Origin of the sequence: Olivibacter sp. CPCC 100613 (genome assembly GCF_036959255.1) — a bacterium.
In the GTDB taxonomy this organism is placed as follows: domain Bacteria; phylum Bacteroidota; class Bacteroidia; order Sphingobacteriales; family Sphingobacteriaceae; genus Olivibacter.
This window is the reverse complement of record NZ_JAWMTI010000003.1, coordinates 271,419-295,887: the sequence shown is the minus strand read 5'-3', so window position 1 is coordinate 295,887 and position 24,469 is coordinate 271,419. Positions and strand designations below refer to the sequence as shown.

The window sequence follows — 24,469 nt, the reverse complement described above, 5'->3', positions numbered from 1 at the left end:
CAAGTGTCAGCAAATACTTTTAGACACTGGATTTTAGATTTTGTCAATTCGGATCCAATCCATACCAGCAGCTTCCGCTGCAGCAACTCCTGGATCACCATCTTCAAAAACAATACAATCTTTAGGTGCTACACCTAATTTTTCAGCTGCGGCAAGAAAGGGATCGGGAAAAGGTTTCCCATTCGGTGTTTCGCCCGCACAAACAAGTATTTCAATATAATCTGTCAAACCCAATACAGCTAAAGTTCGTTGAACAGTGGTACGTGTACCGCCGGATACTACACCAATATGCACATCACCGGCATTTGCTTTCAGGTGTTCGGTAACATAAGCTATTGGTTCGGTTGTGTCGATGTATTTCTCGAAAAATACAGCAGTCTTCTCTTTGGAGAAGGTAGCTGGTAAGATCACGTTGTACCGTCTGCTGATTTCGTCAGCTACAAGTTTTGTTGGCCAACCAGCTAGTTCATCGATAATATCAGTGTCCAAATTAATTCCATATTTAGCTGCAGCCTCTTTATAGGATAATTTATGAGCAAGCATATTGTTTGCTAGTGTTCCGTCACAATCATAAAGTAATGCTTTATACTTTCCACTTGTTTTTTCATTCAGTATGTTCAGTTTATCGCGTGTTTCTTGATTCATCTATATGATATTCAAAATAAATAGCGCAAAGTTGTCCTTTATTTATTTTGTTTCCTAATGGAATTGTAAAAATGACAAAACTAAAAGCGTTAAAAAACTTAGCCTTTGTATCTAAACCATTTGAACAGCTCTTTATAACTGGCCTTTTTCCCGTACATTAAAATTCCAATACGGTATATCCTAGCTGCCACATAAGTCGTCAGTAAAAATCCGATAATCAATAAAGTTATAGAAAGCAACAATTGCCAAATTGGAACGCCGAACGGAATTCTAACAAGCATGCCGATTGGAGAGGTGAATGGAATCATACTTAACCAAAAAGCTAAAGAACCGTGTGGGTTATTAATTAATACAGAGAAAGAGAGCATATAGGTAAAGAGTAGCGGCATAATAATCGGCAGCATAAATTGTTGCGTTTCTGTTTCGCTATCTACAGCTGATCCTACCATGGCAAATAGGGCACTATAAAGAAGATAACCACCAATAAAATAAATTAAAAAACACCCCAGCACATAAGGATAATCAATGGCCTTGACCTCTTGGATAATGGTGTCTACTCTCGATTGTTGTTCTTGATTATTTTGTTTTGTCACTTCGGCACCGGGTATTTTTTTGTCATCAAATGAATTGTGTATTTCCGGATTTGAATTGATCATAATAGCAGAGGTTGCTGTCATGAAACCAGCGGAGAGAATTATCCAAAGGATAAATTGAGTAACACCAACTAAACCGACACCGATTATTTTTCCCATCATTAGTTGAAAAGGTTTAACGGAAGAAATAACTACTTCGATAATCCGGTTACTTTTTTCTTCAATAATGCCCCGCATTACTTGGTTCCCATATAAAAATAGGGATATATAAATGAGAATGGATAATCCAAAACTGATTCCTATTGCCGTTCCGACATGACTATCCTTTTCGCCATCTATCGTAAGCTCCTTGGATTTGATAGATACTGCGGGTTTGATAGTATTTAGAATAGTTACGTCAATACCGGCATCTGCTAAGGCCTTTGCTTTCAGTATGTCATTCAACTTTGTTTCAATCGTGTTGATGGTGGCAATACCTTTTTTTTCGGTATCGTATAGCTCGACAGTTTGAAGTTTTGCTACCTCTTTAGGGATAATCAGTAGGAGGGAACTTGTTTCGCCACGCTCCATTTTTTTTTTCAAGATATCAACTGATTCGTCAGTTTTTAGGAATAGCAAATGTTCTGTATCTTCCAGTTTGTTTTCGACAAATCCTGACTGGTCCACCACGTATACGGTTGTAAGAGGTTCTTGATTGTTTAACGCGACATAAAAGATAAGCGCATACATTGCGATAAACAGAAAAGGAACAAGGAAAGTTGTAACCAAAAATGATTTCTTTTTTACGCGGCTCAAATATTCCCGTCGAATAATAAGAATTATTTTATTCATTATGCTACTAGTTGGCGTTAATGGAGGTTACTTCTTTTATAAAAATCTCATGGATTGTAGGGATGATCTCTTCTACATGTTGGATTTCAACCTGAGGAATGAGGTATGAAAGCGTTTGATTGATCGTTTTTCCATCGGCTATTTTTAGATATAAAGTGGTTGTGTAATCATCACTTAGCTGCTTCTCGACCGTAAATAACGTTTCATTCGGATCTATTGATCGAAGTCCAATATAGCTTACTCTATACTTATTTTCGCGATAGCTATTTTTTATATCGGTAACAGGACCATCTAATATCTTTCTTGATTTGTGAATAAGCGCGATATTATCACAAAGTTCTTCTACTGATTCCATTCGATGGGTGGAGAAAATGATGGTTGTACCGTTGTTATGCAGTTCTAGTATTTCATTTTTTATTATTTCGGCATTCACAGGGTCAAAACCGGAAAAAGGTTCATCTAAAATCAGCAACTCCGGTTGATGCAGTATAGTTGCAACAAATTGCACTTTTTGTTGCATCCCTTTGCTCAAGTCTTCTACTTTCTTATTCCACCAGGATTGCATTTCCATTTTTTCAAACCAATGCTTTATTCTCTTTTTTGCCTCCTCTTTTGGCAGGCCTTTTAATTGAGCTAAATAAAGTAGTTGATCTCCTATTTGCATCTTTTTATAAAGTCCGCGCTCTTCGGGTAAATAGCCTATTTTAGTGATGTGTTCCGGTTGAAGCGGGACATCGTTGAACAATATATATCCACTGTCGGGAGCAGTTATTTGCGTAATAATGCGGATAAGAGAAGTTTTTCCGGCACCATTCGGCCCCAACAGACCGAAGATCGTACCTTTTTCTATTTGTATTGATACGTCATCTAGGGCACGATGATCTGCATATTGCTTTACGATGTTGTTGATTGATAGCATGTGCATTTTTATCTTGTACCGTTTAGATAGGTGAGATGCTTATTTGTTACAACATATGATATATAAAAAAAGGGATGTGCAAAGCACATCCCTTTTGGTTTCGTTGCGTAAAAGTTTAGAAATAAAATTGTACTCCTAATTGAGGTGCAAAGAAATCACTAGCTAAGCCAAAAGAATTGGTGATTTGTTTAGATCCGGTTGCCTCATCTTTAATCCTGTCATTACCGTAGTAAAGACCACGTACACTTAATTCAATACCTACATTTTTATGTGGAAAGAAGGCTAAACCAGGAGAAAGCTGTGCTCCGAAACTAGTTGTGCTAGACACTTTTGTGCCATCTACTTTTGTGTTTCCAAAAGCCATAGGAACAGAAAGTTGACCGAAGAATTTGAACATTTCATTTCCTTTATAGGCACGAGCAAAAGGTGCAACTACAAAAGATCCTTGCTTAACTTTCAAATCCACATCATTTGCTCCGTCGTTGTAGTACTGGCCATAGCGATAACCGACACCGGTACCAATTGCGAAATTATCACTGATAAAGTATCCTATATTAGGAACAATGTTGAAATTCTGGTTTGAATGGTCCGTGCCATTCACTTTGTTGTAATTATAACCAACAGATCCCCCTAGGAAAAGTTTACCTTTTTCAGTTTGTGCGTTGGCTGCAAAAGTTAATGCTACAGCTGCGGTTAGAGTTAAAAATAATTTTTTCATGTTTAATATAAATTTGTTAATGTTATTCGTCAATACAATGACTGACTTTTGATGTGTATTAGTCAATTTATGTGCCAAATAAATAGATTGCATTATATTTAAGTTGTATATGCAACCAATCTTATATTTCTATGACAATAGAAAAAAAAGCAATTTTTATTGATTTTATAAATAAAAATATAACTTACTAATCTATTGATCGTATGTTTTTTTAATGACAAAAATTGATGAGATTTTATACTGACTATTTGTCTATATTTGTCAATATTGACAAACAATCAATAAATTGCATGACAGGAAATTTTAAAAAATAGGATGGTTAAACGTAAAATAGGAGAGCGGAAATAAGAAAGCGTCGATCTGGGGAACAGATCGACGCTTTCTTATTTAAAATGCCTTATTCGAAAAACTCTTTTACACGTTCGAAAAAGCTCTTTTCATTTTTTCCGGGTTGGGGTTTAAAGTTCGGAGATTCTCTTAATTTTTCCAATTGTTCTCGTTCTACTTGAGAAAGTGCTTTTGGCGTCCAAACATTCACATAAATTAATTGATCCCCCTTATGATAAGAATTCACTTCGGGAATACCTTTTCCCTTTAAACGTAGAATTTTTCCTCCCTGTGTTCCCGGGTCGATTTTTATCTTTGCTTTGCCATCAATGGTTGGTATTTCCACACTCGCACCGAGTGCCGCATCCACGAAACTTATATAAAGGTCGTAAATAACATTATTCCCATCACGTTTCAAAATTTCGTGTGGTATCTCCTCAATCAGGATAATGAGATCTCCCGGAACACCACCCCGAGCAGCAGCATTTCCCTTGCCGCTCATTGATAATTGCATTCCCTCACTCACTCCGGCCGGGATATTGATACTAATGGTTTCTTCTCCTCGTACCAATCCTTCTCCATGGCAGGTCGTACACTTTGCGGTGATCTCAACCCCTTCACCATTACAGGTAGGACACGTACTTGTTGTTTGCATCTGCCCTAGAATAGTATTGGTCACTCTTCTTACACTTCCTGTACCACCACATGTGCGGCAGGTAGAAGTAGAAGACCTGTCTTTTGCACCACTACCATCACAAGTTTTACATACAACTTGCTTATTGACCTTGATTTTCTTCTCAACACCTTTTGCGATTTCCTCTAATGTGAGCTTAACTTTTATGCGAAGATTTGTGCCTTTCACGACTCGTCTTCCACTTCGTGATTGCCCTCCACCAAAGAAACTCTCAAATGGATTACCTCCTCCAAAAATATCTCCGAAATTGCTGAAGATATCTTCCATATTCATACCACCGCCATAGCCACCACTCGCGCTGTTTCCGGCATGACCGAAGCGATCATAGCGTTGACGTTTCTCTGAATTGCTTAATACTTCGTAAGCTTCAGCGGCTTCTTTAAACTTTTCTTCAGCTTCCTTATTGTTAGGGTTTTTGTCCGGGTGATATTTTATTGCAAGCTTTCTGTAAGCCGATTTAATTTCAGCTTGTTCTGCATTTTTTGATACACCTAATACGTCGTAATAATCTCTCTTTGCCATCTTTATAATGATTCGCTACCTACCACTACTTTGGCGTAGCGCAAAACTTTATCGTTAAGGAAATAACCTTTCTCTACCTCATCGATTATCTTTCCAACTAATTCAGGTGTCGGGGCAGGAATGCGTGTTATCGCTTCATGGAGATCAGCGTTAAATGCTTGTCCAACTGATTCCATTTCTTTTAATCCTTTTTTGTGAAGAATGGACTTCAACTTTTGATAGACGAGTTCGATACCTTCCTTTACTGAAGTCATGTCCTGTGCATTGTCCATCGACTTACGTGCACGTTCAAAATCGTCCAATACAGTCAATAAATCACCAATTACTTCTTTACCGGCTGTTTGTAACAGCTCTACGCGCTCTTTGGAGGTACGGCGTTTATAATTATCAAACTCGGCATATAAACGGAGATATTTATTGTTGGCTTCCGTTAATTCATGTTGGAGTTTTTCTTCTTTCCCCATTTCCACACCTGCTTCCGTCTCTTCAACATCATCGTTAACTCCCGCTTTCGTATGCTGGCGCGCTTCATTTACCGATTCCAACTCTTCCGCGATATCTTTGTTCTCGAGATTTTGATTCTCCTCCATATTTTCCTTTTTGCGTTGTTCTTCCATAATTCTAAAAAGCAGTTCAAAAATATTTTTGTCAGCACAAAACCTCTGCCAATACAGAGCTGGCAGCCAGTCTGTCAGTCTTTGTTGTACAATACTAACATAATGACGTATTATGTCAAAAGATGTCAGTAACAGAAAAGCAAACAGTACTAGGAAATAGTTACGTTATCATGTAATATGCTGGATTCTGTTTTAACAATGCGAGAAGGCATGTTACGGATAATTTGGTAATCGTGAGTCGCCATTAAAACAGCTGTGCCTGCACGACTGATTTCTTTTAACAACAGGACAATTTCTTCTGAGGTATTTGGGTCGAGATTACCTGTAGGTTCGTCTGCAAGGATAACCTCGGGATCGTTCAATAAAGCTCTGGCAATGACTACCCGCTGTTGTTCACCGCCAGACAATTCATGTGGCATCTTCTTCAGCTTAGAACGTAAACCAACTTTATCTAATACATCAAACATACGTTCTCTTATTAAGTTTTTATCTTTCCAGCCTGTTGCTCGCATCACAAATTCCAGGTTCTTTTCAACAGTACGATCAGTAAGTAAATGAAAATCCTGAAAGACGATCCCCAGTTTTCTGCGTAGAAATGGAATGTCTCTGTCGTGTAATCGACCCAGGTCGAAACCTGCAACTAAACCGTCACCGGTGGATATAGGAAGATCTCCATAGATAACTTTCAGTAAACTACTCTTTCCGGAGCCAGTTTGACCAATCATAAAAACAAACTCGCCCGAATCAATTTGTAAATTTACATTGGAGAGCACTAGATGTTTTTGTTGATAGATGTCTATATTTTTAAGCTTAATAACAGTATTTGGAATCATCTTATAATTCTATTTCTTTTATTTTTCCAAAAGGTAACTCTTCTACTATTTTCATGATGTAGGATGTCCGATCGCCCAAGCCTATTTTTTCTAATGACTTATCTGGCCTGTCAACACGAAAATAAGCTAAGAGCGTGAAATTTTCATCACGCAATTGCACATAATCAGGAATTTTCGCTACGCCTTTTACCTTTATGATATACATAGTACGCCAAAGTTAGTACATTCTATGAAATATCATCTTTTTTCAACGTACATTTTCCTTTTATCGTATGGCTCCCGACGATTAGTGTGATTTGCCACGGGCCTAAAAGCAATTATGAATTCGGTAGTACGCTTAGGATTTCAGCATATAATAGACCACTGCCACCTCCATAATGACGGATGCAGTTTATAGGGGCCAATTCTTTTATCAATTGATCTTCTTCTTCCGGACTTAAACCAGCTCCCATCAAAACAAGATCCAGCGGTCTAGTTTTTCTCATCAAGCAAGCTTCTTGAACATTGTCTATGCCGGTTGCATTCCAATTGGATTCTTTGTTAATCAAGCGTAAGATCGTAGATAAGATGGCCGGATTGGTACAAATAACCAATATTTCTTTCTTTTCCATGACGGTTATCTATTTGAATAAGGGAGGTACTTCAATCAATAAAATTCGAGCATTACGCTTAACAGTAGCCTGAAAATGGGTTAATTCAAATAAGCCAATAGCGTCTCGTGCGTTAAGTATATGCCCATCAACAAGAATAGACCCCTCGATTACAAAAATAAATAATCCATCATCTTTCTTTTTTAGTGAATAGTCCAACGTATGATTTCCATCAAACGATCCTATATGCATCCACGCATCTTGATGGATCCAAACACCTTCGTCATGTTCGAAGGGGGATAGAATTTGGAGCAAAGTATTCTTCTCGAGTTTTGACGAGAAATCAAGTTGATCATAACGTGGCTGAACATTCCTTAGCTTTGGAAAAATCCATATCTGCAAGAATTTGACGGGGGTCTGCTTATTCTTATTGTACTCTGTATGGTAAACCCCTGTTCCTGCACTCATAACTTGTATTTCACCGGCTTTGATACAGGTCGTATTACCCAAGCTATCTTTGTGCTCTAATTGGCCTTCCAAAGGGATGGAAATGATCTCCATATTATCATGAGGATGCTCCCCAAAACCCATACCTCCTTCAACAGAATCATCATTAAATACTCTTAGAGCCCCGAATTGGATCCGTTCGGGATTAAAGTATGTGCCAAAACTAAACGTGTGAAAGCTCTTTAGCCAACCGTGATCCACTATACCCCGATTGCTGCTTTTATAGATTGTATATGTTGAATTATTCTTTCTTTTTGTTGTCATCATCATTTTATTCATCAACAGCAAAGGTAATTTCAGATGACCTCTATACACTTAATCTAGATTAAGAAATCATAGGTAGCGGGTGTTTTATTTTCTATATAGAAGTTTGTGTTTCATTTTACTGAGAAATTCAGGTGTGACACCAATGTAGGAAGCCACTTGTTTCGCCGGAAGCTTGTCTGTCAACCCGGCATATCTTTTACAAAAATTCTGATAGCGTTCTTCGGCAGGAAGACTCAAATTGTCCAGTAAACGCTGTTGGAACGCAACAAGTGAATTCTCTGTAATAATTCTAAAGAAGCGTTCGAATGCAGGGATTTCTTGGTATAATTTCTCTTGTGCGTCTTTCGAAAGCGCTAATATTTCAGTGGTTTCGAGTGCTTGGATGTACACAGTGCCTGGCTTTTGACTGAGCAAACTATACATGTCGGCTATCCACCAGTTCTTTGGAGCAAAACTTAGCACATGTTCAAATCCATTAGCGTCTATTGTATATCCCCGCAAGCATCCTTGGGTAACAAAATAGGAATACTTACAAATTTCGCCCGATTTTAAAACCCAGTCTTTACGTTTAATAGTAATGGATTTTAATAAGGATGTGAAATAATGTTGTTCATCCGCTGTAAGGTGAACCCATTTATTAAGGTTGCCTAGTATAAGTGAATTGTCTTCCATGTGTATGTTGGATCCTTCCTAAATAATTTAATGGGAGTTTTCGTACCGGCTCCGCTCATAAAGTGTATTTACCAAATCGGCAATGCGTGCAATTTGTGCTTCTTCATTTTTTGTATCATTAATTCTATCTAGATAAGATAGCTTGTCCGCCGCACTTAATGTACGATAAAACTGAAGAGCTGCTGGTTCATCTGCTAAGATATCTATAAAATCTACTTCTGTTATTCGATTAGACCGGTTTAAATAAATTTTAAGATGCACGATATCTCCTGCTTGCTTTTGTAACTGTTTACGGATATTTGCATTTAGCGGCAAAAATAACGTTCCATTGCCCATCGGCATAAGGATTACATTGTCAAGTACATAATTGTCAATTGCTCCACTTATTTTTACTTGCCCAAAATGACTGCGATGATCACGTGATATCTCTGGAATCAAAATATAGGACCATCCCCCTTTGCCGGGAAACCTTTCAATTAAAGCTTCTCTGTTTACCTCTATGCTTTCCATTATACAATCGTACTAAGTAATATTACCTCGTATTACTCCAAATCAATTCATTCGGTCATGAAAATTGAAGGAAATTTTCAATGGTTGTTAATTTTTCATCTAAAATAGAAAATATACTGCACTGAATAAAGTGTATTAACAATTGATGGATTGGGATTTTGTAGCAGTTTAGGAGTTCCAACCGTTCCCTCTAAATAAACACAAATAAATTATGAACAAGAAGCTTAGCAAACAAACTATTTCTTTTATGTTATTCTTGATGATCGTCGGATGTAGCAAAGATGAATCTGATAGCGATTTGGTCAAATTATTTCATACCGAATTTTCACAAGGAAAAGACGGCTGGGAATCAGGTTTTGCGGAATATAATGGTAAAAACGAAGATAGTTACGAATTGAAAGCAGACTTGACCAGCTTGCCTGAGCCCCTAAATATCGATCAGCAAGCTTATATGTTATCAGGAATGAATAGAAGCGATGATTTATTTATGTATCTGAAAAAGCAACTTATCGATCTTAAACCTTCAACAACCTATCGTATTAGTTGCACTTTGCACCTGGCATCAAATGCAATGAGTGGAGGAGTCGGAGCGGGTGGTGCTCCTGGAGAGGCTGTTGGTGTCGGGTTTGGGGCTGTCGCGTTGGAGCCCGAGGCGAGCCGGGACGATGCTGATTTTTATCGAATGAATATAGACAAAATCAATCAGTGCTGTACGGATGGGCGAGATATGGTCGTTATCGGAAATGTAGCCAACGGCGAGAGCGAATATACTTTTAAAATGCTGGAGAGAACCGGTGAGTTTACTGCTACTACAGATGATCAAGGAAGACTTTGGATCATTATAGGTACTGATTCCGGTTATGAGGGGAAAACCACCTTGTATTATAGTGATATAAAGTTACAGTTGACAGAAACCACGAAATAAATTCGGCGATCCGACTATTATGTTTACTTTAGTTAGGCATAGAATAATGTATATGGCCGGAATGACAGACTATTTTATCAAGCTCTTTGATTACGACAAGCTAACTAATTTAAAACTTATTGAGCTATTGAAGGAGGAAAAAGGATGTGCTAAAGGTGTTGGCATCATGTCACATTTACTTGTTGCACAACAAATTTGGTTGAAAAGATGTTTGGGAGAATCCGGAGGAGTGGGAAGCTTGTGGCCAAATTGGAAGGTAGATCGGTTGGAGTCTATTCTCGTTGAGAATAATGCCAATTGGATAGGTTTTTTAAGCGCGTTAAACGATGTACACCTAGATGAAATAATTATTAGCTATCAAAACACAAAAGGTGCTACTTTTACCAATCGATTGGAAGACGTTCTAACACATGTTATTAATCATGGGACACATCATCGAGCTCAAATTGGGCAGCATCTAAAATTAGATGGATTTACCCTGCCGAACACCGACTATATTTTTTACATAAGAGAACAAAACCGATAAATGATAGCGATTCTCACTATTAAAATATAGGAGATTTTCTACGCTTGCCCCTTCGGTATCGGTAATAATCGATTGACAGCTTCCCGGATCCGCTAAAGAACAGGGAGAGCGAGGCGCAAAGCATAAACAGCGCAGGAAAGGTATTGGAATATGTATCTCCCATATGCGCTATTAAAAGAGCTGAAATAAAGTTAATGATCATGAAAACTGCGGCTATTCGTTGATAATATCCCAGTATGAACAGACAGCCGCTAATAAATTGTGCATATACCGATATATAAGCTGCCAGCGGATATGGAAAATGATTTGTATTAAGATAGGAAATAAATTCCTGCATGTTTGCTTGACTGAGCATATTGTCAATTACACCCTGTATAAGATGATAACCGGCAATTAGCCTTATAAAAAGAGGAGCCCACTGTCCATATTTTTTAAAGAAAAGATTAGGCCTATCGTATAACATAATAGAGGTTTATTAACGTTATAATTTGCTTATCCAAACTTAAAAAAAATAAAGTTTTTCTCCAATTGACTGATGTTGAATAACCTGAATTCGGATTAATAGGTTAGCAATCAGTTTACTATCTCGGTATTTAAAGGAGAGGAGTTTTTATGATTGCATATGATAACAATTTTATCTATGTTTGCCGAATATTTTTTCACCCGTAGTTCAATGGATAGAATGTCAGATTCCGGTTCTGATGATGGGGGTTCGAATCCCTTCGGGTGAACAAAGAAAAAGGCTAGCTCGTAAGAGATAGCCTTTTTCTTTTGGGAGAGTTGTAAGTTCAAATCTTACACATTAAATCTAAAGTGCATAATGTCTCCATCTTCCACTACGTAGGTTTTTCCTTCCACACTCAACTTTCCGGCTTCTTTACAGGCATTCTCCGATCCGTATTTAATAAAATCTTCATACTTAATCACCTCAGCTCGGATAAAACCTTTTTCGAAATCAGTATGTATTACGCCTGCAGCTTGCGGCGCAGTAAATCCCTTATTTATAGTCCATGCTCTAACCTCTTGGACACCTGCTGTAAAATACGTAGCAAGGTTTAATAACTTATAAGCGGCACGAATAAGTTTATGCACGCCGGATTCTGTCAGCCCTAAATCTTCTAAAAACAATTGGCGTTCTTCATAACTTTCCAACTGGCTTATCTCAGATTCGATTTGTGCTGATATAACGAGAACTTCCGCATCTTCGTCCTTAACGGCTTCACGTACCTGATCTACGTATGCATTTCCCTTTACGACAGAAGCCTCATCCACATTGCATACATATAACACCGGTTTCACGGTTAAAAGACTTAGATCACTGATATATTCAAAATCTTCTTCAGTGATCGGCGCGGTACGTGCTGATTTCCCCGATTCAAGATGTGTTTTGACAATGGATAAAATATCAAAAGTTCTTTTCGCTTCTTTATCACCACCTGTTTTAGCCATTTTCTCTACTTTCTGAATACGCTTTAACACAGTTTCCAGATCTTTGAGCTGCAATTCCGTATCGATAATTTCCTTGTCCCGAATCGGGTCAACAGAGCCGTCCACGTGTATTACATTGCCGTTATCGAAACAACGTAACACATGTATAATGGCATTAGTTGTTCGGATATTGCCTAAAAATTGATTTCCGAGGCCTTCTCCCTTACTCGCACCTTTTACCAAGCCAGCTATATCGACTATTTCGATTGTATTAGGGACTACACGTTGTGGTTTAACCAATTCGGCTAATTTATTCAAACGTTCGTCCGGAACAGAAATAACACCTACGTTCGGTTCGATGGTACAGAACGGGAAGTTTGCAGCTTGTGCTTTCGCATTTGATAAACAATTAAATAAGGTAGATTTTCCTACGTTGGGTAGACCAACAATACCACATTGAAGAGCCATTTGATAAGTGCTTTTTTCTTTTTTGTTACAATTCGGCAAAGATAGGAAATAAAAAGTGTTTTAAAATATCTTCGTTTTTGTTACAAAAAAGGCCTTTTTACTTTGTGGTATCTATAAGTTTTACAAACTTTAATAAAAAAATTAATAAGTCTATTGTTTTTTGATATTTACTTAGTTATGTTTGCTTTATCAATCTAAATTATTGTGGAAGAGAAACCTAAAAAGCAAAATATATTAAAGCTCGATATTTTACGGTATCTCTATTATCGAGGACCTATGGCTATCAATGAGCTCAGTAAACTTGCTGGCAAAAGCTTGCCGTTGATCACAAGCAGCATACATCAGCTGAAAGCGCAGGGTTTGATCATTAATAGTCAATATGCGCAATCGACAGGTGGAAGAAGGGCCCATGAATATCAGCTTAATAAAGAATCGGGGAAATATATAATAGCTGTATCGGTCGATCAACTTATTACCAAGATTGCGGTGTTTAACTTGCACAATGAGAAAATCAAAGAACCTTATGAGAAAGTAATCAACCTGGAAAATGTAAGCGAATCGCTCAATGACCTTATAAGTTTTATTAAAGACTATATAGAAGCATCTTCGTTATCTGTGGCTAATATTCTGGGAATAGGAATCGCAATGCCCGGTTTCGTCAATGCAGAGAAAGGCATTAACAATACCCATTTTGGATTGGGAGATCGAAGCTTAGCCGATTACATAACTGTGCGGGTGGGGTGTGAAGTTTTTATTGACAATGATTCAAGTGCTATAGCATTGGCGGAATTAAATTTTGGAGCAGCCAAGGGAATGCAGGATGTGATGGTCGTGAATGTTGGTTGGGGGATTGGATTAGGAATGGTTGTAAATGGAAAGCTTTTCCGCGGACACAGCGGGTTTGCCGGTGAGTTTAGCCATATTCCACTGGCCGACAGTGACAACCTTTGCATTTGCGGGAAACGTGGTTGTTTGGAAGTTGATGCTTCGCTTTTAGTACTTACGAGAAAAGCCCAGAAAGAAATACAAAACGGATATGCTTCGAAAATGGATGGAATGTTTTCCGAGGACGGTGCTTCTAACGTAGATATTATCTTAAGTGCCGCCAGTTCGGGAGATCAATTAGCGGTTAATTTACTATCCAAAGCGGGTTTTTTAATAGGAAAGGGAATTGCAACACTGATTCACATTATGAATCCGCAAGGTGTGGTAGTCAGTGGGAGAGGAGCTGTCGCCTCTCGGATTTTGATGGCGCCTATACAACAGGCTGTGAACGAGTTCAGTATACCTATGTTGGCTGAACAATGCACCATCTTGGCCTCGCCTTTAAGTAAAGAGGCTGAATTGTTGGGGGCCGCAACCTTGGTTATGGAAAGAACAAGTAGATTCTGAGAAATGGATAAACTAAATAATTGCCTATGATATAAAATCAAAAACCAAATCTAAATTTAAAAATTTATCAACATCAATCAACTAAGTCGAATTTTAACAACCAATCAATCATGAAAGAAATCTATTCAAGAGCACTAGCTGCGGTGTTATTTTGTATGATAACGATCAGCAGCTTTGCACAAAAAGCGGTTACAGGTACCGTTTCAGATGCCCAAGGCCCCTTGCCCGGGGTCACAGTGCGTGTAAAGGGAACTAGTAGGGCGGCTTCCACCGACACAAGAGGTAATTTTACCATTCAGGCATCTTCGGGTGAAATGCTTACCTTTTCGATGATCGGCTATACTACGCAAGAAATAGCGATAACGAATCAAAGTAGTCTAACCATAACCATGCAAAATGATGAAAATGCGTTAGAGGAGGTGGTAGTAACATCGCTGGGTATCAAAAAGGAGGCTAAATCACTTGGGTATGCAACAAGTACGGTGAGTGCTAAAGAATTAACAAAAACAGGCTCTCCTAACTTTGCAGGTGCACTATACGGAAAAGCACCCGGTGTCAGAATTTCAGCGGCACCGGGAGGTGCTACTTCTGGGATTAATATAAATATCCGGGGTGTTAACTCCATTGCAAAAAGTTCACAACCTTTAGTGATTATCAATGGAGTTCCCATGCGCCAAACAGACTTTAACAATTCAAATTACTGGGGAGATCAGCGGGCTAGAGGCAACGGCTTGGAAGATTTGAATCCGGAAGATATTGAATCGATTACGATTTTAAAAGGTGCTTCCGCCGCTGCGCTTTACGGTTCAGAGGCGATGAACGGTGTGGTTTTGGTGACCACAAAATCAGGGAAAGGTACAGAAGGTTTTACGGCCGATTTTAATGCCACCTATACGGCGGATAGAATTGCTTATCTACCTAGGTTTCAAGATGTGCGCGGACCTGGTTATGATGTGTCCTACGCTGATATTGGGCAGGCAGATGATATGTTCTTTTATTATCCCGACGGTGTGCGCGGGGTTGCGAACACGAGTTTAAACTTTGGACCTAAATTTGATGGTCAACCGATTCGTTCGTGGGATGGTGAGATTCGACCTTATAGTGCCCAAAATGCATATGGTAAATTCTTTAATAATCCAAATAATTCCATTTTGAATCTTGCTTTGAGCCATACAGGAAAGAGTTCAAATACACGTTTTTCCCTCTCCAGACAGGATAATCAAATGACTTCTTTGGAATCTTATAATAAAAGGAATATTGCCAGTCTGAATACCTCTTTTAAAATGTGGGATAAACTAACTACGGATGTGGTAATCAACTACGTGAATCAACATACGCATAACCGACCGTTTTTGACCGACCGTTTGATCAATAACTTTACCGGGATGATCTCTACCTTTGATAATCCCGAATGGTATATAAACAAATATAGAACGAGCCAAGGTTATAAATATGTAACGGGCACGAACCCAAGTTTAACGCCTGAGGAAAACTTGACCTATAATGGCTATAAAACCGATGTGTTAGACTACATGTGGAACACCTTGGCCAATCAATCAGATGAGTATTCTAATCGATTAATCGGATCTTTCACAAATACTTGGCAAGTTACACCCGATCTATCTTTTAGAGCTCGTGTTTCTGCAGACATAACATCGATGAAGCGTGAAGATAAAAATCCGACAGAACAACCTATATCAATAAATCCGAATACGGGATCTTATGCGATAAGCCAAACAAATGCTAATGTATATTATACGGATCTCTTAGCTAGCTATAATAAGCAAATAGCAAGTGATGTAAAATTAGGTGCTATTGTAGGATATACAGCAACCAAGTCAGAAGATACCAATGTACAGAGGCAAACAGACGGTGGTTTAAGTGTCCGGGATTGGTTTGATTTGAATGCGTCGGTAAATCGTGCATCATGGAACGGAGACCTCAACCTTTTCAATTACCGGAAAAATATGTTACGTGACGCTTTGTTTGGAACCCTGAACTTTAATTTAAAAGAATATTGGTTTGTGGAAGGAACTTTACGTCGGGAGCGTATCTCAACCATGCACCCAGATGATAATGTGTTGTATTATCCATCCGTAAACTCCAGTTTAATATTGAATGAGGCGTTTACACTGCCAGAAATTTTTAATTATGCTAAACTCCGAGGCTCTTGGGGGATAGTAGGTAATTATCCAAGCATTTATCAAAGTGCGTTAAGTTTGACGCAAACCAGTCTAGGCCAACAGCAGGATGGTGCTCGTCCGGTTACCTACACTTTGATTCCAACTTCTGGATTCGGAAATGAAGGAATTAAGCCAGAAACCAAATATGAATATGAATTTGGTTTGGAAACACGCTTGTTAAATGGCCGATTAGGATTCGATATCACCTATTACAATGGGCAGGTACGTGATCAGATTTTGAACTATACCTTACCGATTACGACAGGAGCATCTTCTATATTAGCCAATGTAGGTACCCTGCGTAATTCAGGATGGGAGTTTGCCATCACGGGTGCTCCTTTGCAGACAGATAATTTTCGCTGGAATACAGTGTTGAACTTTTCCATGAATAAAAATAAGGTGGAGGCACTGCCAGGAGGTGCTGATAGGTTGACGCTCAGAGATTATGATGGTGCTGCGGCGCAATTGGTAGCGAATGTAGGGCAACCTATTGGTGATATTATGGTGCATCCAATTGCAACGGATGAAAACGGAAACAAAATCATAATGGACAACGGTCTCTACCAAGTGGATGGAAACAGCTGGATTAAAGCTGGAAATGCAATGCCAAAGGTAGTGGGAGGTTTAACCAATACCTTTACTTATAAAAACTTCACTTTAGATGCCTTGATCGATTTCCGTTGGGGTGGCCATGTAATGCCTACAGGTATTAACTGGATGATAAGCCGTGGATTGCTTGAAGAAAGCTTAAATTATATGGATGCAGAACATGGAGGCATAAGTTATTATCGAGATTCAGATGGGAGAGGTGTGGCCTACAATGGAACGGTGGGTCCTAATGGAGAAAAAATCTATAACGACGGTATGTTAATGGATGGTGTACTTGCTGATGGTACTGTAAATGATAATATCATTTCTCAGGTTTATTATTATGCAAACACGTATAACTGGGGTGGACCGCAATATTCGTATTCTCGCTATGAATTATATGTAAAGAAAAATAATTATATCAAAATGCGGGAGCTATCGTTGGGTTATAGGCTACCGGCTTCTATCGCTTCTAAATTAAAGGCAAAGAGCCTTCAGCTTTCGGTATTTGGAAGAAACCTATTTTTCCTCTATAGATCCATTAAAGATCTAGATCCTGAACAAATGACTGGAGGATCCTTTTGGATGGATCAAGTATCCAATGCTGGAACAAGCCCTGCGACTAGAACTTATGGTTTAATGTTACGTGCAAGTTTTTAAACTAACAGAAAATGAAAAAGTATTTTATTATAGGCTTGTATGTAGCCTCCTTATTCATATCTTCTTGTAAGAAGTCATCTTTTGACGAGTTTTACAGAAATCCATCAACAGTGACAGAAACGACGGTCGATAAACAATTTGCCGGAATGATTTATAGTTACCGACAGCTGATTGTTCCCGACTATCGCAATTATTTTGTAACCGTCCTGCCAACGATTGCCCGCTATATTCAAATTGATGGATGGGCAAATGATGCGAACCAGTTAACACCAGGCGCCGCTGCTATTGATGACAGATGGTCGAGATATTACGAAGGACTGGCGCAATTTAGAGAACTGGAAAAGACGTATAGCGAATCTGTTCCTTTAATACAAGAAGAGACACGTATATTTTTCTTAGCAGCTAAAATTCTGTTTTACGATCAAACGCAGCAAGCTGTCGACTTGCATGGAGATATTCCCTGGAGCCAGGCTGGAAAATTGAGTACTAATGGAGGAAATTATGCTAGTTCTTATGCACCGTATGATAGTGCGACCGACATCTACACCACGATGTTGGATGATCTCGCGGCAATTCAAACAGAATTAAATAGCATTAGCATTCCCACTACATCAAACTTTTCTTCACAAGATTTCCTAAATAACGGCAGCTTGGAACTTTGGAAGAAATATTGTACGTCTTTGCGTTTAAGGATGTTGACACGTGTGTCTGGGGCGTCCCAATTTAGCGGAAGAGCGCAAACTGAACTGGCTGCTATTGTGTCAGATCCCGCGTCCCTAATTTTAGTAAACGCGGATAATGCACAACTGGATGTTTTTGATGTTTCTACTGGGATCAATGCTTCGGGCTTTCAAGATGCTTTGGAAAGTTGGAACGGTAATATTGCTGGTAAAGTAATGATAGACTATATGCTAAACAACGCTGATCCAAGACTACCTTTTATTTTTGAGCCAGGGGCACAGGCCAACGGTGTATTTATTGGGCTTGACCAATCATTAGCAGGGTCGGTTCAATCCAACCTTATCACAGGGCCCGCATCTAGCGGAGGAGGAACGCTTGCCATCTACAACAGATCAACCTTTTCAAGGAATCAGTTTTTTCCAGGAGTGTTAATTTCAGCTTCGGAAGTAAATTTTCTTTTAGCAGAATACTTTTCAAAAAATGGAGATAACGCTAGCGCGAAAACGTATTTCGAAAATGGCATTAGAGAGTCCATTAACTTGTTTCAAGTTATTAGAGCTAAAAGTAATAACACGCTCGTTCCCGCTGCCAGCGTGCCGACTGTTGCTTCGATCAATGCATATATCAATAACATTAACTGGGATGGAAATACAAACAAAATTCAGTTAATAGCCTACCAAAAATGGTTACACTTTAATATGATGCAGCCAGTTGAGAATTGGGCGGAAATACGACGCTTGAATTATCCTGAATTTTCATTTAGGGTTCAAAATTCTGATATACAGAAAACCGTTCCTGTTAAATTTAATTTGCCATCTTCAGAGCAAGTATATAATGCAACAAACTATGAAGCAGTAAGAGCTCAAGATAACGTCAACACTAAATTATTTTGGGATGTAAATTAATAGGAAACTATTAGTAGAAAAACATTGAAAATTGGTCTATAAATGTTTGAGGGGTGGGCTTTTTGACCACCCCTTTTTTAATGTTTCGACGCGATTATAAGTTGTAATCCTTACTCAATTCAACATCTGTTGTCAATAGGATATTATCCGAAGAAGAACCGATCATAAGCTTAAATCGACCTTTTTCGGTAACCCATTTCATTTGGGCATTTAATAACTTCAAATCTTCTGCATGGAGAACAAACTCCATCTCTTTTTCTTCCCCCGCTTTTAAATGAACTCGTTGAAAATTTTTGAGTTGTAAAACGGGTGTTACAACGCTGGATACTTCATCGCGCACATAAAGCTGGGTAACTTCATCACCGTCATACTTTCCGGTGTTTTTTAGTTTAAAGGAAATACGCAAATTAAAATCGTTGGCTGTTTCGATTAATTGCTGTTTTATAGCGGTGTATGAAAACGTCGTATAACTTAACCCGTAACCAAAGGAATAAAGGGGATTAGCATCAACCTCGACATAACCGTGCTTGTTAGGGTTTTTATAGTTATAGTAAACGGGGAGTTGACCAACTGATTTCGGTACCGATACCGTTAATCGACCTGCAGGATTATAATCGCCAAAAAGCACATCTGCTATGGCATGCCCACCTTCCTGGCCGGGGTACCAAGCATCTATTATGGCGTTTACATGCGCTTGTGGCCAGCTTAAGTTTAGCGGACGCCCTTTGATGGTAACCAATACAACTGGTTTACCTGTCGCTTTTATCGCCTTTAATAGGTCCAATTGTTTCCCCAATAAATCTAATGTTGAACGATCAAAGCCCTCACCACTTTCCATATCACTTATTTTTCCCTGTGTTGCTGTAACCTGAGCAGCACCCGTTTCCTGGTATGATGTTTTAAAATCACGGGCACTGGAACCACCTAAAACAACGATAACAGCATCGGCGTTTTCAGCTGCACGAACGGCCGTATGGATGGCGATCTCGGATGTGTCCCGAATATCGCAACCCTTTACATAATCAATTTTGGTATTGGAACCCAATTTTGATTGTATCCCTTCTAATACGGTTACAACGTTTTCTTCTGCTTGGGGAGCGGTATAATCACCTAGCTGATTATATATGTTATGGGCATTAGGTCCAATAACAGCCAGGCTATTTAATGATTTACTTAAGGGTAAAAGGCCTCCCTCGTTTTTCAATAAAATAATAGATTGCTGGGCCACTTTACGAGCCAATTCAACATGATCGGCGGTTCTGACAATTTCGTTAACTTCCTTTATATCCACGTAGGGATTTTCGAAAAGACCTAAGGCGAACTTCTGATATAAAACATTACTTACAGCGCTATTTAAGGTCGCCTCGGTAACCTTTCCGTCTTTGATAGCTGCCAGAAGAGCTTGACCATATCCATAGCCACTTAAATCTGCGTCGAGTCCGGCATTGATGGCTTGGCTTGCGGCCTCTGCAGCAGTTGCTGCAACATGGTGACTCCCAACTAAACCCGAGATACTCCCTAAATCTGATACGACAAAACCTTTGAATCCCCATTCTCCCCTTAATAGGTCTTTTAGTAGCCATGGATTGGCGGAACAAGGAATACCGTCTATGGAGTTATAAGCTGTCATGATCGATAAGGCACCCGCTTTAATTGCTTCTTGAAAAGGAGGGAGATAACTTTGATAAAGCGCTCGTTTTCCAAGTGTAACACTGCCCCCATTATGGCCCCCTTCAGGCACACCATATGCAGTAAAATGTTTTAGCGTGGAGATTATATTTTTTCCGCTTTTTAAATTGGTTCCCTGGAAACCCGCGACCATAGCTATACCCATTTTTGCGTTTAAAACCGGATCTTCACCATAAGTTTCTTCAAGGCGCGACCAACGTGGATCTTGTGCTAAATCAAGTATGGGCCCATACCCGACATGCCCACCAACAGCACGTGTCTCAGCTGCGATGGTTTGTGCCATCTCCTGTATAAGGGCAGGATTCCAAGTGCTGGCTTGTCCAATAGCGGTGGGAAATACGGTGGTGCCTATAGCCATATGTCCGTGAGGGCATTCTTCAGATAGTAATAGCGGTATTCCCAGTCGTGTACTATCCATCATATACCGTTGCAGGGCATTGGTCGCTATAGCAGCCTCACGTGGTGATAAACCCGTTTCCAATGTTTTTTTAGTCCATGGGTCCGCACGTAGCGTTGCCCAAAGCATGCCTATATGTTCTTTTTTTACGGCTTCTTTAAACTTGGAGCTGGGACTAATCCTTTTACCACTTTTCATATACATTTCCCATCCCAGCAGGGTTGAAAGCTGACCTACTTTCTCTTCCAGAGTCATTCTGCCGAGTAAATCCCTTACACGTTCATCGATTGTTTTTTTTGGATCTTTATAAATCTCCTGTGGTTTTTCGTTTTTAAAAGAAAGGAAGGAGCTAAGGAAAGCAACTGCTAAAACTATGTAGGCTGGTCTTTTGATCATGAGATAATACGCTGATATTTTTTATCTAATTTAATAAAAGTAACAAAAGTGTAAGTATGACTATTAAAAATTCCGATAATAAAAAATGCCGCCCTTGCGGGCGGCATCACTTTTATTTTCAGGAAGCTTATTTAGATTTTTTTGAACCTTCTTCATCTTCCATTTGCTCTTTTAATTGAGCTAGTACATCTAAATCTCCTAACGTAGATTTCTCCACGGAGTCTTTTACCTTTTTAACGGCATTTGATGCAGCTTTCGCTTCTTTCTTACGATTGTTAAATTCTTCAATACGTGCTTCAGCTCTTTCATCTTCCCAAATACGAGAGTGTGAAATTACAATGCGTTTCGCTTCTTTATTGAATTCAATAATCTTAAATTGAGCGGATTCTTCTGCTTTCAAAGCTTTACCATCTTCTTTGATGCTGTGCTTGCTAGGGCAGAAACCTTCAACTCCATAAGGAAGTGCAACGATATCACCTTTATCGGTTACTTTTAACACAGTACCTTCGTGAATAGAATCAACTGTGAAGATCGTTTCAAAAGTATCCCAAGGGTTTTCTTCTAATTGCTTATGCCCTAAACTTAATTTACGATTTTCTTCATCAAGTTCCAATACAACCACATCCAATTCTTCACCTACTTTTGTAAATTCATTTGGATGATTGATTTTCTTAGACCAAGATAAATCTGAAATGTGAATTAAACCATCAACTCCCTCTTCAATCTCAACAAACACGCCAAAATTAGTCATGTTTTTTACGACAGCTTTATGTTTGCTTCCGATAGGATAGCGTTCAGCTATGTTCTTCCATGGATCTGGAGTTAATTGCTTAATACCTAAGCTCATTTTACGTTCTTCGCGGTCTAAGGTTAATACCTCAGCTTCGATTTCGTCACCTACTTTCAAGAATTCCTGTGGGCTACGTAAATTTTGAGACCAAGACATTTCCGATACGTGAATCAGACCTTCTACGCCCGGAGTGATTTCTAAAAATGCACCATAATCAGCAACAGTAACAATCTTACCTTTCACTTTAGATCCTACTGTTAAAGCTGAATCTAAAGATTCCCATGGGTGAGGAGTCAACTGTTTTAAACCTAATGCGATACGTTTTTTCTCATCATCGAAATCAAGAACAACTACGTTGATTTTTTCATCTAATGACAGTACTTCTTTTGGATGCTCAATACGGCCCCAAGAAATGTCAGTAATGTGCAACAACCCATCAACGCCACCAAGATCGATGAATACACCGAAATCTGTAATGTTTTTAACAGTACCTTCCAGTACTTGTCCTTTTTCAAGTTTTGCAACAATTTCTGATTTTTGGTTTTCTAAATCGTCTTCGATTAATACTTTGTGTGAAACTACGACATTTTTGAATTCATGGTTGATTTTAACCACTTTGAATTCCATCGTTTTTCCCACATAGATATCATAATCACGAATAGGTTTAATATCAATTTGAGAACCTGGTAAGAAAGCTTCAACACCTTTAATATCAACGATCAAACCACCTTTTGTACGGCTCTTAACATAGCCATTGATGATCGTGTCGTTTTCCAAAGCCTCATTGATTGCTTCCCAGGATTTTTGCGTTTTGGCACGTTTACGCGAAAGAACTAATTGTCCATTTTCGTCTTCACGTGATTCAACAAACACGTCTACCTTGTCACCCACTTTCAGGTCAGATAAATCGCGGAATTCAGAAAGAGATACCAAGCCATCTGATTTAAAACCGATGTTAAGTACCACGTCTTTGTTGTTAATGGAAACCACGGTTCCTTCAACAATTTCTCCTTTATTAACGGAGTTAAAAGTGCCGGCGTATTGCTCTTCTAATTTAGCACGCTCGTCTGCGCTGTAATTTCCGAAACCTTTTTCATCTTGGTCCCAATCGAAGTCGCCTTCGGGTGTAATCCAAGTGTTAGATTTGATTTCGTCGATGAACTTTGAATCAGCTTCTGATTCGATGTTCTCTTTTTCCTTAACTGATTTTAAATCAGCATCTTGGATTTCAGCTTGTTTAGCTTTTAATTCTTTTTCTGCTTCTTGTTTTTTTGCCATTAATTAATTTGTCTCCTTTTCCCGAAATTCATCAGGACTGCAAAGGTGCAAAAATTATTTTTAAATAAAGCAAAAAATGTGAGTTTTATTGATAAAAAGTGGTGATTATCAGGTGACTTAGCGGATCACGAGCTGCCATTTATGTGCTGCGGGTATGACAACAACCTGACGACGAAACGAGTTAACTGCTTTGGTTTAGAACGTATAACTAACTTTCCGCTTTCTCCACTTTATTCAGTACGAAGTTGAGTTGCTGTACCTCGGTCATATCCGTATTATCTAAAATGATTGCATCCTCTGCTCTTACCAACGGACTCTCCTGTCGCGTAGTATCTTGGTAATCGCGATGCGCAATGTTTTCAAAAACCTCTTCCAACGTGATGTTTTCACCTTTGTTCTTTAGTTCTAAATACCTGCGCTCAGCTCGTATTTTAGGATCGGCTGTCATGAAGATCTTAATCTGTGCATGTGGAAAAACGGCGGTGCCTATATCCCGTCCGTCCATCACTACATTTTTTCGGGCACCCATTTTTTGTTGTTGTTTAACCATTGCCTTTCGAACCGATTTAATTGCACTCACTGCACTTACCTTTTCGGAAACAGGCATTTGCCTGATTTCATCGGAAACGTCTTCGTCATTTAAAAGAACCCGGGTTGTGTCGCCGTCTTTATGGAAATCTATATGAATATGTTCAAGCGCCTGCTGCACCTGTTCTTCATTCGTTGTGTCAATACCATTTCTCAAAAAATAGAGTGTAACAGCTCTATACATGGCGCCACTGTCTACATATACATAGTGAAGTTTATTTGCTAAAGCCTTTGCGACCGTACTTTTCCCGCAGGATGAATAGCCATCGATTGCTATAATAATGTTCTTCTTTGTCATGGGTGCACAAAACTAGAGAAAATGCTTGGTAT

The 24,469-nt window shown here is 39.0% G+C and carries 22 protein-coding genes and 1 tRNA gene; 6 read left to right on the top strand and 17 right to left on the bottom strand.

The window, feature by feature from the left end; all coding sequences use genetic code 11:
- Positions 1 to 33: 33 nt before the first annotated feature.
- From RYH73_RS12230 to RYH73_RS12175, 12 genes are all read right to left on the bottom strand, one after another.
- On the bottom strand, positions 34 to 645 hold the full coding sequence (locus RYH73_RS12230) for an HAD family hydrolase (protein ID WP_335313721.1): 612 nt from the start codon (positions 643 to 645) through the stop codon (positions 34 to 36).
- A gap of 98 nt (positions 646 to 743) precedes the next feature.
- Positions 744 to 2,069: an ABC transporter permease gene (locus tag RYH73_RS12225; RefSeq protein ID WP_335313720.1), complete on the bottom strand. Its 1,326-nt coding sequence runs from the start codon at positions 2,067 to 2,069 to the stop codon at positions 744 to 746.
- 7 nt (positions 2,070 to 2,076) lie between these two features.
- Positions 2,077 to 2,994 carry an ABC transporter ATP-binding protein gene (locus tag RYH73_RS12220; protein WP_335313719.1) on the bottom strand — a complete coding sequence of 306 codons (918 nt, stop codon included), beginning with the start codon at positions 2,992 to 2,994 and terminating at the stop codon, positions 2,077 to 2,079.
- A gap of 109 nt (positions 2,995 to 3,103) precedes the next feature.
- Complete coding sequence (locus RYH73_RS12215; protein ID WP_335313718.1) at positions 3,104 to 3,706, bottom strand: acyloxyacyl hydrolase; 603 nt, start codon at positions 3,704 to 3,706, stop codon at positions 3,104 to 3,106.
- A 397-nt stretch (positions 3,707 to 4,103) separates the two neighbouring features.
- Positions 4,104 to 5,249, bottom strand: coding sequence for a molecular chaperone DnaJ (gene dnaJ / locus RYH73_RS12210; protein ID WP_335313717.1), 1,146 nt, complete (start codon positions 5,247 to 5,249; stop codon positions 4,104 to 4,106).
- 2 nt (positions 5,250 to 5,251) lie between these two features.
- On the bottom strand, positions 5,252 to 5,866 hold the full coding sequence (locus RYH73_RS12205; protein WP_335313716.1) for a nucleotide exchange factor GrpE: 615 nt from the start codon (positions 5,864 to 5,866) through the stop codon (positions 5,252 to 5,254).
- Positions 5,867 to 6,015: 149 nt separating this feature from the next.
- On the bottom strand, positions 6,016 to 6,699 hold the full coding sequence (locus RYH73_RS12200; RefSeq protein WP_335313715.1) for a cell division ATP-binding protein FtsE: 684 nt from the start codon (positions 6,697 to 6,699) through the stop codon (positions 6,016 to 6,018).
- Position 6,700: 1 nt separating this feature from the next.
- The gene (locus tag RYH73_RS12195; protein WP_335313714.1) at positions 6,701 to 6,904 is read right to left on the bottom strand and encodes a fructose-6-phosphate aldolase; all 204 of its coding nucleotides are present in this window, start codon (positions 6,902 to 6,904) and stop codon (positions 6,701 to 6,703) included.
- A 112-nt stretch (positions 6,905 to 7,016) separates the two neighbouring features.
- Entirely contained in the window at positions 7,017 to 7,310 is a 294-nt protein-coding gene (locus RYH73_RS12190; RefSeq protein WP_335313713.1) for a hypothetical protein, read from the bottom strand.
- A gap of 9 nt (positions 7,311 to 7,319) precedes the next feature.
- Positions 7,320 to 8,075, bottom strand: a complete 756-nt coding sequence (locus RYH73_RS12185; RefSeq protein ID WP_335313712.1) for a pirin family protein — start codon at positions 8,073 to 8,075, stop codon at positions 7,320 to 7,322.
- Positions 8,076 to 8,147: 72 nt separating this feature from the next.
- Positions 8,148 to 8,735: a Crp/Fnr family transcriptional regulator gene (locus RYH73_RS12180; protein ID WP_335313711.1), complete on the bottom strand. Its 588-nt coding sequence runs from the start codon at positions 8,733 to 8,735 to the stop codon at positions 8,148 to 8,150.
- Between the two features lie 27 nt (positions 8,736 to 8,762).
- The gene (locus RYH73_RS12175) at positions 8,763 to 9,245 is read right to left on the bottom strand and encodes a YdeI/OmpD-associated family protein (protein ID WP_335313710.1); all 483 of its coding nucleotides are present in this window, start codon (positions 9,243 to 9,245) and stop codon (positions 8,763 to 8,765) included.
- 211 nt (positions 9,246 to 9,456) lie between these two features.
- Here RYH73_RS12175 and RYH73_RS12170 point away from each other — a divergent pair, with 211 nt between their 5' ends.
- Together RYH73_RS12170 and RYH73_RS12165 are read left to right on the top strand one after the other, a co-directional pair.
- Positions 9,457 to 10,170: a hypothetical protein gene (locus RYH73_RS12170; protein ID WP_335313709.1), complete on the top strand. Its 714-nt coding sequence runs from the start codon at positions 9,457 to 9,459 to the stop codon at positions 10,168 to 10,170.
- Positions 10,171 to 10,222: 52 nt separating this feature from the next.
- Positions 10,223 to 10,696: a DinB family protein gene (locus RYH73_RS12165; RefSeq protein WP_335313708.1), complete on the top strand. Its 474-nt coding sequence runs from the start codon at positions 10,223 to 10,225 to the stop codon at positions 10,694 to 10,696.
- A gap of 19 nt (positions 10,697 to 10,715) precedes the next feature.
- On the opposite strand, the gene RYH73_RS12160 is transcribed toward RYH73_RS12165, so the two are convergent.
- Positions 10,716 to 11,159 carry a DoxX family protein gene (locus RYH73_RS12160; protein ID WP_335313707.1) on the bottom strand — a complete coding sequence of 148 codons (444 nt, stop codon included), beginning with the start codon at positions 11,157 to 11,159 and terminating at the stop codon, positions 10,716 to 10,718.
- 196 nt (positions 11,160 to 11,355) lie between these two features.
- Here RYH73_RS12160 and RYH73_RS12155 point away from each other — a divergent pair.
- Positions 11,356 to 11,427, top strand: a tRNA-Arg gene (locus RYH73_RS12155).
- 64 nt (positions 11,428 to 11,491) lie between these two features.
- Here the strand turns inward: RYH73_RS12155 and ychF are convergent.
- Entirely contained in the window at positions 11,492 to 12,592 is a 1,101-nt protein-coding gene (gene ychF, locus RYH73_RS12150; RefSeq protein ID WP_335313706.1) for a redox-regulated ATPase YchF, read from the bottom strand.
- 204 nt (positions 12,593 to 12,796) lie between these two features.
- On the opposite strand from ychF, the gene RYH73_RS12145 reads away from it, so the two are divergent.
- The 3 genes from RYH73_RS12145 (at position 12,797) to RYH73_RS12135 (ending at position 19,001) form a co-directional block, all read left to right on the top strand.
- Entirely contained in the window at positions 12,797 to 13,984 is a 1,188-nt protein-coding gene (locus RYH73_RS12145; protein WP_335313705.1) for an ROK family transcriptional regulator, read from the top strand.
- Positions 13,985 to 14,094: 110 nt separating this feature from the next.
- Positions 14,095 to 17,415 (top strand): SusC/RagA family TonB-linked outer membrane protein, encoded by a 3,321-nt coding sequence (locus RYH73_RS12140; RefSeq protein ID WP_335313704.1) that lies wholly within the window; start codon positions 14,095 to 14,097, stop codon positions 17,413 to 17,415.
- Between the two features lie 11 nt (positions 17,416 to 17,426).
- Positions 17,427 to 19,001 (top strand): SusD/RagB family nutrient-binding outer membrane lipoprotein, encoded by a 1,575-nt coding sequence (locus RYH73_RS12135; RefSeq protein WP_335313703.1) that lies wholly within the window; start codon positions 17,427 to 17,429, stop codon positions 18,999 to 19,001.
- A gap of 94 nt (positions 19,002 to 19,095) precedes the next feature.
- Here the strand turns inward: RYH73_RS12135 and RYH73_RS12130 are convergent, their stop codons facing one another.
- The 3 genes from RYH73_RS12130 to cmk form a co-directional block, all read right to left on the bottom strand.
- The gene (locus RYH73_RS12130; protein WP_335313702.1) at positions 19,096 to 21,483 is read right to left on the bottom strand and encodes a glycoside hydrolase family 3 N-terminal domain-containing protein; all 2,388 of its coding nucleotides are present in this window, start codon (positions 21,481 to 21,483) and stop codon (positions 19,096 to 19,098) included.
- A gap of 127 nt (positions 21,484 to 21,610) precedes the next feature.
- Complete coding sequence (gene rpsA / locus RYH73_RS12125; protein ID WP_335313701.1) at positions 21,611 to 23,551, bottom strand: 30S ribosomal protein S1; 1,941 nt, start codon at positions 23,549 to 23,551, stop codon at positions 21,611 to 21,613.
- A 208-nt stretch (positions 23,552 to 23,759) separates the two neighbouring features.
- On the bottom strand, positions 23,760 to 24,437 hold the full coding sequence (cmk, locus tag RYH73_RS12120) for a (d)CMP kinase (RefSeq protein WP_335313700.1): 678 nt from the start codon (positions 24,435 to 24,437) through the stop codon (positions 23,760 to 23,762).
- Between the last annotated feature and the right edge of the window lie 32 nt (positions 24,438 to 24,469).

Excerpts from the sequence above, each read along its gene's own strand:
- RYH73_RS12230 (WP_335313721.1), bottom strand. The coding sequence starts at position 645 with ATGAATCAAGAAACACGCGATAAACTGAACATACTGAATGAAAAAACA.
- RYH73_RS12225 (WP_335313720.1), bottom strand. The coding sequence starts at position 2,069 with ATGAATAAAATAATTCTTATTATTCGACGGGAATATTTGAGCCGCGTA.
- RYH73_RS12220 (WP_335313719.1), bottom strand. The coding sequence starts at position 2,994 with ATGCACATGCTATCAATCAACAACATCGTAAAGCAATATGCAGATCAT.
- RYH73_RS12215 (WP_335313718.1), bottom strand. The coding sequence starts at position 3,706 with ATGAAAAAATTATTTTTAACTCTAACCGCAGCTGTAGCATTAACTTTT.
- dnaJ (WP_335313717.1), bottom strand. The coding sequence starts at position 5,249 with ATGGCAAAGAGAGATTATTACGACGTATTAGGTGTATCAAAAAATGCA.
- RYH73_RS12205 (WP_335313716.1), bottom strand. The coding sequence starts at position 5,866 with ATGGAAGAACAACGCAAAAAGGAAAATATGGAGGAGAATCAAAATCTC.
- RYH73_RS12200 (WP_335313715.1), bottom strand. The coding sequence starts at position 6,699 with ATGATTCCAAATACTGTTATTAAGCTTAAAAATATAGACATCTATCAA.
- RYH73_RS12195 (WP_335313714.1), bottom strand. The coding sequence starts at position 6,904 with ATGTATATCATAAAGGTAAAAGGCGTAGCGAAAATTCCTGATTATGTG.
- RYH73_RS12190 (WP_335313713.1), bottom strand. The coding sequence starts at position 7,310 with ATGGAAAAGAAAGAAATATTGGTTATTTGTACCAATCCGGCCATCTTA.
- RYH73_RS12185 (WP_335313712.1), bottom strand. The coding sequence starts at position 8,075 with ATGAATAAAATGATGATGACAACAAAAAGAAAGAATAATTCAACATAT.
- RYH73_RS12180 (WP_335313711.1), bottom strand. The coding sequence starts at position 8,735 with ATGGAAGACAATTCACTTATACTAGGCAACCTTAATAAATGGGTTCAC.
- RYH73_RS12175 (WP_335313710.1), bottom strand. The coding sequence starts at position 9,245 with ATGGAAAGCATAGAGGTAAACAGAGAAGCTTTAATTGAAAGGTTTCCC.
- RYH73_RS12170 (WP_335313709.1), top strand. The coding sequence starts at position 9,457 with ATGAACAAGAAGCTTAGCAAACAAACTATTTCTTTTATGTTATTCTTG.
- RYH73_RS12165 (WP_335313708.1), top strand. The coding sequence starts at position 10,223 with ATGGCCGGAATGACAGACTATTTTATCAAGCTCTTTGATTACGACAAG.
- RYH73_RS12160 (WP_335313707.1), bottom strand. The coding sequence starts at position 11,159 with ATGTTATACGATAGGCCTAATCTTTTCTTTAAAAAATATGGACAGTGG.
- ychF (WP_335313706.1), bottom strand. The coding sequence starts at position 12,592 with ATGGCTCTTCAATGTGGTATTGTTGGTCTACCCAACGTAGGAAAATCT.
- RYH73_RS12140 (WP_335313704.1), top strand. The coding sequence starts at position 14,095 with ATGAAAGAAATCTATTCAAGAGCACTAGCTGCGGTGTTATTTTGTATG.
- RYH73_RS12135 (WP_335313703.1), top strand. The coding sequence starts at position 17,427 with ATGAAAAAGTATTTTATTATAGGCTTGTATGTAGCCTCCTTATTCATA.
- RYH73_RS12130 (WP_335313702.1), bottom strand. The coding sequence starts at position 21,483 with ATGATCAAAAGACCAGCCTACATAGTTTTAGCAGTTGCTTTCCTTAGC.
- rpsA (WP_335313701.1), bottom strand. The coding sequence starts at position 23,551 with ATGGCAAAAAAACAAGAAGCAGAAAAAGAATTAAAAGCTAAACAAGCT.
- cmk (WP_335313700.1), bottom strand. The coding sequence starts at position 24,437 with ATGACAAAGAAGAACATTATTATAGCAATCGATGGCTATTCATCCTGC.